This window comes from Actinophytocola sp. (assembly GCF_036378875.1).
Classification (GTDB): Bacteria; Actinomycetota; Actinomycetes; order Mycobacteriales; family Pseudonocardiaceae; genus Actinophytocola.
Window position 1 is genome coordinate 155,560 of sequence record NZ_DASUVO010000075.1, and the last position, 7,146, is coordinate 162,705.

9 protein-coding genes are annotated in these 7,146 nt (G+C 69.4%); 3 read left to right on the forward strand and 6 right to left on the reverse strand.

The genetic code is table 11. From position 1 onward, the window contains the following. Positions 1-9 precede the first annotated feature (9 nt). Positions 10-591, reverse strand: a complete 582-nt coding sequence (locus tag VF106_RS21970) for a DUF6624 domain-containing protein (RefSeq protein ID WP_330841661.1) — start codon at positions 589-591, stop codon at positions 10-12. A gap of 155 nt (positions 592-746) precedes the next feature. Between VF106_RS21970 and VF106_RS21975 the strand changes: the two genes are divergently transcribed. The 3 genes from VF106_RS21975 to VF106_RS21985 all read left to right on the forward strand — a co-directional run bounded on the left by VF106_RS21975 (position 747) and on the right by VF106_RS21985 (position 3,534). Then, positions 747-1,256, forward strand: coding sequence for a hypothetical protein (locus VF106_RS21975; protein WP_330841662.1), 510 nt, complete (start codon positions 747-749; stop codon positions 1,254-1,256). A 150-nt stretch (positions 1,257-1,406) separates the two neighbouring features. After that, positions 1,407-2,237, forward strand: coding sequence for a S1 family peptidase (locus VF106_RS21980; protein WP_330841663.1), 831 nt, complete (start codon positions 1,407-1,409; stop codon positions 2,235-2,237). A gap of 94 nt (positions 2,238-2,331) precedes the next feature. Next, entirely contained in the window at positions 2,332-3,534 is a 1,203-nt protein-coding gene (locus tag VF106_RS21985) for a hypothetical protein (RefSeq protein WP_330841664.1), read from the forward strand. A gap of 9 nt (positions 3,535-3,543) precedes the next feature. On the opposite strand, the gene VF106_RS21990 is transcribed toward VF106_RS21985, so the two are convergent. The 5 genes from VF106_RS21990 to VF106_RS22010 form a co-directional block, all read right to left on the reverse strand. After that, entirely contained in the window at positions 3,544-4,566 is a 1,023-nt protein-coding gene (locus tag VF106_RS21990; RefSeq protein WP_330841665.1) for an SPFH domain-containing protein, read from the reverse strand. 3 nt (positions 4,567-4,569) lie between these two features. Beyond that, a complete protein-coding gene (locus VF106_RS21995; RefSeq protein ID WP_330841666.1) occupies positions 4,570-5,058 on the reverse strand; it encodes an NfeD family protein in 489 nt (162 codons plus the stop codon). 42 nt (positions 5,059-5,100) lie between these two features. Continuing rightward, positions 5,101-6,246 carry an RNA polymerase sigma factor gene (locus VF106_RS22000; protein ID WP_330841667.1) on the reverse strand — a complete coding sequence of 382 codons (1,146 nt, stop codon included), beginning with the start codon at positions 6,244-6,246 and terminating at the stop codon, positions 5,101-5,103. 38 nt (positions 6,247-6,284) lie between these two features. Continuing rightward, on the reverse strand, positions 6,285-6,692 hold the full coding sequence (locus VF106_RS22005; RefSeq protein WP_330841668.1) for a YciI family protein: 408 nt from the start codon (positions 6,690-6,692) through the stop codon (positions 6,285-6,287). Positions 6,693-6,777: 85 nt separating this feature from the next. Further along, a partial coding sequence (locus VF106_RS22010) for a hypothetical protein (RefSeq protein WP_330841669.1) occupies positions 6,778-7,146 on the reverse strand: 369 nt, incomplete at its 5' end.

A 7,146-nucleotide genomic window follows, 5' to 3' on the forward strand; every position in this document is an offset into this window, starting at 1 on the left:
AAACGTTCTCTAGCCCGTGGGGTCTGCACACCATTCGTCGGGGAAGGTGTCCAGGTACTCCTGGAGCGGTCCCAATCCGACCGACGCGCGTCGTTCGTCGACGTGTTCTGGATCGACGAGCGGGGCCGGTGCGAAGGCGCCGTCCACGCAGCGGACCTGGGTGCCGTAGATCTGCAGGCGTCCGGTGTTCACGGCCACCCGGTCGGTGAGGTATGCCAGCTCGATCGGGTCGGCCTGGCCGGCCCTGGCCGCGGCGCGCATCAGCTTCAGTGCCTTCTGTTGGAAGGCGGGATCGTGGTCGGAGTGCTGCGCGATCACCCAGGCCGCGGTGGCGCCGTCGGTGCCCACCAGGCGGAAGGTGGGCCAGCCGTACTCCGCGATGATCTCGCGCAGCCGATCGGTGCGTTCCGGGCCGTGCCACGGGCCGGTGTACTCCGGGGACTGCTCGTACTGGTCCTGCGCCATCATGTCCAGCAGTTCAGCGCGCAGTGCCGGCTCGCACACCTGGTCGGCGGGCGACGCCGTGGCGACGGAGAAGCCCGAGCACATCAGGACTACGGACACCATCAGGGCGAGCACCGTCCGGACCATCGTCACAGTATCGGCGCGGGCTTCTTCGGCCGGTGCGCTCGTCACCCGCCCGGAGCAGTGCCACATGGCACCGGGGAAGTTGTCGGCGCGGAACCCGCTCGGGCACCGTGAAACCACTGGGGCTCGATCACGCTCCCTCACGGCCGAGGAGTGTCATGTCTTTACGCAGGAAGATCTCCGTGGGTGCGATCGTCGCGACCGCTGTCGCCGGCCTCACCGCGACCAGCGCCGCACCAGCCGCCGCGGACACCGTCAGGGGCGTCTACAACTGCGTGCCGCTGGGTGTCGTGATGTACCAGGACACGTTCGACATCACGATCACGGCTCCCGCCACGGCCACTCCGGGGCAGACCGTGACCGTCCAGGTCACCGTGGCCCAAACAGAGCCGACGACCGTGGCCATCGCCGCCGGCCGCTACCAGGCCGTCGCGGGGGTCGAGATCAGCGGTGCCGGCGCGGCGTCGACAAGCGTGACCCTGACCCACACGGACATCCCGATCGGGACACCGCCATGGACGTCCGGCAGCACACAGGTCACGTTGCCGACCGAGGGCACCGCGACGTACAAGTTGGGCCGGTACAACACGACCAGCCCGCACCGCATCTACTGCGTGCCGGCCAACCAGTCCTCGGTGCCGGTCGCGGCCACCACACGGGTTTCCTGACCTCGGACGGCACTCGCCACCGCACTGTCCGAGTACCCCTGAGGCGGAGAGAGTGGGCTCCCGACTACCCCTCGCCACCGCTGTTGCCTGCCCTGATCCGACCGGCCTAGCGTCGGCGGACGGGGCGGGCACCAGGGACGGGAAAGTCAGATGCGTACACCCAGGGTTGCCGCGGCAGTCACCGGAGCAGTGCTGCTCATGCTGACCACGGCCGCACCGGCGACGGCCATCATCGACGGGACCACCGACACCACCAACAGGTTCCCCAACGTGGGCGGGCTGCAGGTGCTGGTCGGCGGCGAATGGTTCGACTTCTGCACCGGCACGTTGGTCGCGCCGGACGTCGTGCTCACCGCCGCGCACTGCACGGACTTCTTCACCGGCGCGGTCGGCGACCCGAACGCACTCGGCCCGGACGACTGGCGAATCTCGTTCGACGCCGATCCCGACGAGAACTCGACGTACTACGGGGCCGACCACTTCGTCATCCACCCGGACTGGCTGGCCAACGAGGTCGGCCCGGGCGGCGGCAACTCGAAGAAGTCGTTCCTCAAGGAAGGTCTGGAGGACATCGCACTCGTCTTCCTGACCGAGACCGTCGCCAACCTGACCCCGGCGACCGTGGCCGACGCCGGCTACCTGGACGGTCTGGACCTGACCGCCGAGACCTTCACGGTGGTCGGGTACGGCACCGACGCGTTCATCACCGGCAGCGCCGCGTCCCCCACTGCCATCACCGTGTACGACGGGGCACGCAGTTACAAGGACGTCACGGTGATCACCGAGCACGACCTGTTCCCCGACCGGTTCGTGAAGATCACGAAGAGCGTCTGCTTCGGCGACTCGGGCGGCCCGATGTTCCACGAGGGCACACTCGTCGCGCTCAACTCGTGGGGCTACAGCCTCCGCTGCGCGGGCCCGAACCTGGAGTACCGCGTCGACTCCGCACCGGCACAGTCCTTCCTGGACGCCAATCTGTAGGCGTCTCACGGGGGCGTCCAGGGGCAGGTGTTGATTATCTTGGCGGATCTTCACTACCGTGTATAGCGATCAGTGAATTTCTGACCAAGGGGTCATGATGCCACTACGTCGCCGGATCACTGTTGCCAACCTCGCCGCCGGCGCACTGGTCGCCGGGCTGCTGCTTGTCCCCACGCCCGCCTCGGCGGCTGCCGGGCCGACGACACTGCCCGCCGGCCAGTACACGCTCAGCGCGAACTACAACCAGTTCGACGCCGTCAACAGCGCACTGGTCTCGACGCTGGGGACAGCGCCGGTCCACACGGTGATGGACAACGCGAACCACGACCGGACCGCGCTGCCGTCGTCGTTCTCGGTCAACGGTCTGGTCAGCGGGTTCCGTTTCGACGACGGGGACAACTCCGACTGTCGAAGCTACCCGCAGGGCATCACGACCAGCCGTGACGCGGTCGGCACGGCCAACAGCGGCAACTACGACGGCCACCAGCTGGTCCTGGTCAGCTGGTACACCAACGACGCCTGCGGCGGCAGCGGGGAACGCAGCCGGATCACGCTCGTCGACTGGGACGCCACGTACCCCAACAAGTACCGCAAGATCCTCCTCGTCGAACCGACCGGCACGGCGGCCGTCCCGAACTTCAAGGACATCCCCGTCCACGCGGGCGGGGTTTCCTGGTACGGCGACTACCTCTACGTCGCCGACACCGGCCGCGGCATGCGGGTGTTCGACATGCGCAAGATCCTCAAGACGAACACCGGCGGCACCGCGGACCAGATCGGCCGTCAGTCGAGCGGTGTCTACTACGCCCACAACTACGCGTACGTCCTGCCGCAGGTCGGCACGGTCACCGCGAGCACGACCTCGGGCACCGCGCTGCGCTGGTCGACGATCTCCCTCGACCGGGTGAGCCGCTCGATCGTGATGACCGAGTACACCTGCCAGTCCGGCTGCACCGCCTACCCCAACCGCGCGCCACGGGCGATCCGCTACCCGTTCGCCGCGGGCGTGCCGACGTTCGCCGCCTCGACGACGGCCAGCCAGGCCCTGCAGTTGCCGTGGTACAAGCTCAACGGCGTGGCCTCCCACAACGGGCGGTGGTGGTTCTACTCCTCAGGGGCACACCAGCTCTACTACTGGACCCCGACCGCGGGCCCGACGACCTACTCGTTCGTCAGCTCCGGCGAGAGCATCTCCTACTGGGAGGACGAGACGAACCCGGATCTACTGTGGACACTGCAGGAAGGCGTCGGCAACCGCAACGTGTTCGCCGTCGAGCAGGCGGCCTACGACGGCTGAGGCAGGCCGTCAACCGTGCGCCGGGTGGCGGCCGGGGCTCTCGGCTTCGGCGGCGTCGGCCACCGCTTCGGCCGCCGCGTCCGTTGCCCGGGCCACCTCGGCCGCCGCCTCCGCGGTCAGGTCGTCGGTGGGCTGGCGGGTGGCCGGCGACTTCGGCAGTGCCTCGGCGAACGCCCTCGACACCCCGCTGAGCGCGGCGGTCACCTCGCTGGGGATCACGAAGAACGTGTTGTTGGGCCCCTGCGCGAGCTGCGGCAGGGTCTGGAGGTACTGGTAGGCCAGCAGTTTGGGGTCCGGGTCGTTGCGGTGCACGGCCTGGAACACCGCCTCGATGGCCTTCGCCTCGCCTTCCGCCTTGAGGATCCGCGCGGTGCGGTTACCCTCGGCACGCAGCACGGCGGCCTGCTTGTCGCCCTCGGCGGTGAGGATCTGGGACTGGCGCTGGCCTTCTGCGCCGAGGATCACGGCGCGCTTGTCCCGTTCCGCGCGCATCTGCTTCTCCATGGCGTCCTTGATGGTCCTCGGCGGGTCGATCGCCTTGATCTCCACCCGGTTGACCCGGATCCCCCACTTGCCGGTGGCCTCGTCCAGCACGCCACGCAGCTGGCTGTTGATGGTGTCGCGGGAGGTCAGCGTCTGCTCAAGGTCCATCGACCCGACCACGTTCCGCAGTGTCGTGACCGTGAGCTGCTCGACGCCCTGGATGTAGCTGGCGATCTCGTAGGCGGCGGCGCGGGGATCGGTGACCTGGAAGTACAGCACCGTGTCGATCTCCACCACCAGGTTGTCCTCGGTGATCACCGGCTGCGGCTGGAACGACACCACCTGCTCACGCAGGTCGATCGCCGGGTACACCCGGTCGATGAACGGGATGACGAAGTTCAGGCCCGGTTGCAGCGTCCTGCTGTACCGGCCGAGCCGCTCCACGTTGCGGGCACGGGCCTGCGGCACGATCCGGACCGTCCGGAACACGACGAACACGACCAGCAGCGCGATGAGCAGGGTGGCGACGAGCAGCGCGGAGATCTCCATGTCTCACTCCTCAGGGTAGACGTAGGCCGTCGTGCCGCTGATACGCATGACGTTGACCGCGGCGCCCTCCGGGATGACCGCGTCCTCGTCGAAGGAGCGCGCGGTCCAGTCCTCGCCGTCGATGCGCACCAGGCCGTCCCGATCGCTCACCTCCCGGACCACGAACGCGCGTTTCCCGACGAGGCGGTCGACGCCGAACCGCTCCAGCTGCGGGTGGCGCATGTGCTCGAGCGCGACCGGGCGTACCAGCGCAACACCGGCCACGGCCGCGACCGCGAAGGCGACGAGTTGGAAAGGCAACGGCAGCCCGAGGGCAGCGAGCCCGGCAGGCACGAGAGCGGCCACGCCGAGCACTCCGAGCGCAGCGGTCAGTGTGAAGACCTCCGCCACACCGAGCACAACGGCGGCCACCAACCAGAGCAACCACATCGCCATGCGGTCTCCTGCGGCGCTGTCGACGGCAATTTCCTTGCCGACCAGACTTCCCGGCACGCCCTGTCACCACGTTACCCCGAAAACGCGCTCATCGACGGTTCACGAACGCAGCAGTTGCCGCACCCGCGCCGCCTCCCGCGTGAGGTGGTCCCGCTCAGGCACACTCATCGCGGCACGCGAGGCCTCGGCATACAGCTCGGCGGCCTGCTCGAGGTGACCCGCGCGTTCGTGCAGGTATGCCGCCGCCGCGGCGTAACGGGGCAGATCGGGCTTCAGCTCGGCCAGCGCGGCCAGACCGGCCCTCGGTCCGTCGGCCTCGCCGACCGCCACCGCGCGGTTGAGCCGGACCACCGGGCTGTCGGTGAGGAGCAGCAGTTCGTCGTACCACTCCACGATCTGTACCCAGTCCGTCTCGGCGGTGCTCCGGGCGTCGGCGTGCAGGGCGGCGATCGCGGCCTGCGCCTGGTACTCGCCCAGCCGGTCGCGGGCCAGTGCGGCCTGCAGGATCGTCACCCCCTCGGCGATCAGGCCGGTGTCCCAGCGCGATCGGTCCTGCTCGGCGAGCGGCACGAGGCGACCTCCCGGGCCGGTGCGCGACGCGCGACGCGCGTGGTGCAGCAGCATGAGCGCGAGCAGACCCGCGACCTCGGGCTCGTCGGTCAGTGCGACGAGGTGGCGGGTGAGGCGGATCGCCTCGGCCGCCAGGTCGACGTCCCCGCCGTAGCCCTCGTTGAACACGAGGTAGAGCACCCGCAGCACCGTCCCCAGGTCGCCGGGCTGGTCGAGCGGCAGCCCCGCGATCCGCCGCTTGGCCCGGCTGATCCGCTGCGCCATGGTGGCCTCGGGGACGAGGTAGGCCGCCGCGATCTGCCGGGTGGTCAAGCCGCCGACCGCGCGCAACGTCAGTGCGACGGCCGACCCCGGGGGAAGGGTGGGGTGCGCACACAGGAAGTAGAGGCGCAGCGTGTCGTCCGTGGCGGGCACCGGACCGGCCGGAGGCTCCACCTCCACGGCGAGCTCCCGGCCCCGCCGCGACGCCTCGGCACGGGTGGCGTCGAGGAACCTGCGCCACGCGACCGTGACCAGCCACCCCTTCGGATCACGTGGCGGCTCGTCCGACCAGGTCTCCAGCGCCCGGATCATGGCCTCCTGCACGGCGTCCTCGGCCGACGCGAAGTCCGCTCCACGCCGGACGAGGACACCGATCACCGCGGGCACCAGCTCCCGCAGCAACGACTCGTTCATGCCACCTCCTCGTCCGGCCGGCGCTCCACAAGCTCCGCTCAGTCGGTCACCGTGGGCAGCTCGGTGAGGAACGGTCGCACCTCCAGCCACTCGTGTATCGGCGCGCCGCCGGCCCCCGGAGCGGCGGACAGCTCGCCGGCCAGCTCGACCGCCCGGTCCCACGACTCCACGTCGATGATCATCCAGCCGGCGATGAGGTCCTTGGTCTCGGCGAACGGACCATCGGTCACCGGTGGGCGCCCCTCGCCGTCATACCGCACGAACGCACCCTCGGGCGCCAGCGCCTGACCGTCGACGAACTCCCCCGACTCTTCCAACCGGGCGGCGAAGTCCCGCATGTACCGCATGTGCGCGTCGACCTCCGCCGGCGTCCACCGGTCCATCGGCACCCAGTCGCCAACGGGTGCCGGGCCACCTCGGTAGTGCTTCAGCAGCAGGTACTTCATGGTGGTCCTCCTTCGTCACGCGACCCGTCGTGGCCGCTCATGTCCCTGGGACGGAGCCGGCGGCACGTTCTCGACACCCCTGGCGTCATACCCGGCGTGAGCTTTGCGCCTGCCCCTGAGTGTCGAGGACGGTGACGAGCGCCGGCCGTGTGCCGAGCACGCCGATGACGACCAGTCCGGGTGGGTGGTGCACGGGGTGTTCGTACTCGTCGCCCTCCGGTGTTCGGATCCGCAGGCGGTGCACGTCCCCGGCCGCCTCCCCCAACAACATTCGCATCGTGGTGGTCTCGTCGGAGTCGTCCTCGGCGTAGAACTCGGTCGAACTCTCGTTGATCCACTCGATCGTGCCAGCACGCACCGGCGGCGGAGGCGGATCGTCAGGAGGCCCGGACAGCAGGCTCCCTCCGTAGACGGAGGACTCCCACTCACCGCTGGCGTCGCGCCAGGACGGCAC

Bases quoted from the DNA above. Each gene is read 5' to 3' on its own strand.
- VF106_RS21990 (WP_330841665.1), bottom strand. From the start codon at position 4,566: ATGGAGATCTCCGCGCTGCTCGTCGCCACCCTGCTCATCGCGCTGCTG.
- VF106_RS21980 (WP_330841663.1), top strand. From the start codon at position 1,407: ATGCGTACACCCAGGGTTGCCGCGGCAGTCACCGGAGCAGTGCTGCTC.
- VF106_RS21970 (WP_330841661.1), bottom strand. From the start codon at position 591: ATGGTCCGGACGGTGCTCGCCCTGATGGTGTCCGTAGTCCTGATGTGC.
- VF106_RS21985 (WP_330841664.1), top strand. From the start codon at position 2,332: ATGATGCCACTACGTCGCCGGATCACTGTTGCCAACCTCGCCGCCGGC.
- VF106_RS22000 (WP_330841667.1), bottom strand. From the start codon at position 6,246: ATGAACGAGTCGTTGCTGCGGGAGCTGGTGCCCGCGGTGATCGGTGTC.
- VF106_RS21975 (WP_330841662.1), top strand. From the start codon at position 747: ATGTCTTTACGCAGGAAGATCTCCGTGGGTGCGATCGTCGCGACCGCT.
- VF106_RS22005 (WP_330841668.1), bottom strand. From the start codon at position 6,692: ATGAAGTACCTGCTGCTGAAGCACTACCGAGGTGGCCCGGCACCCGTT.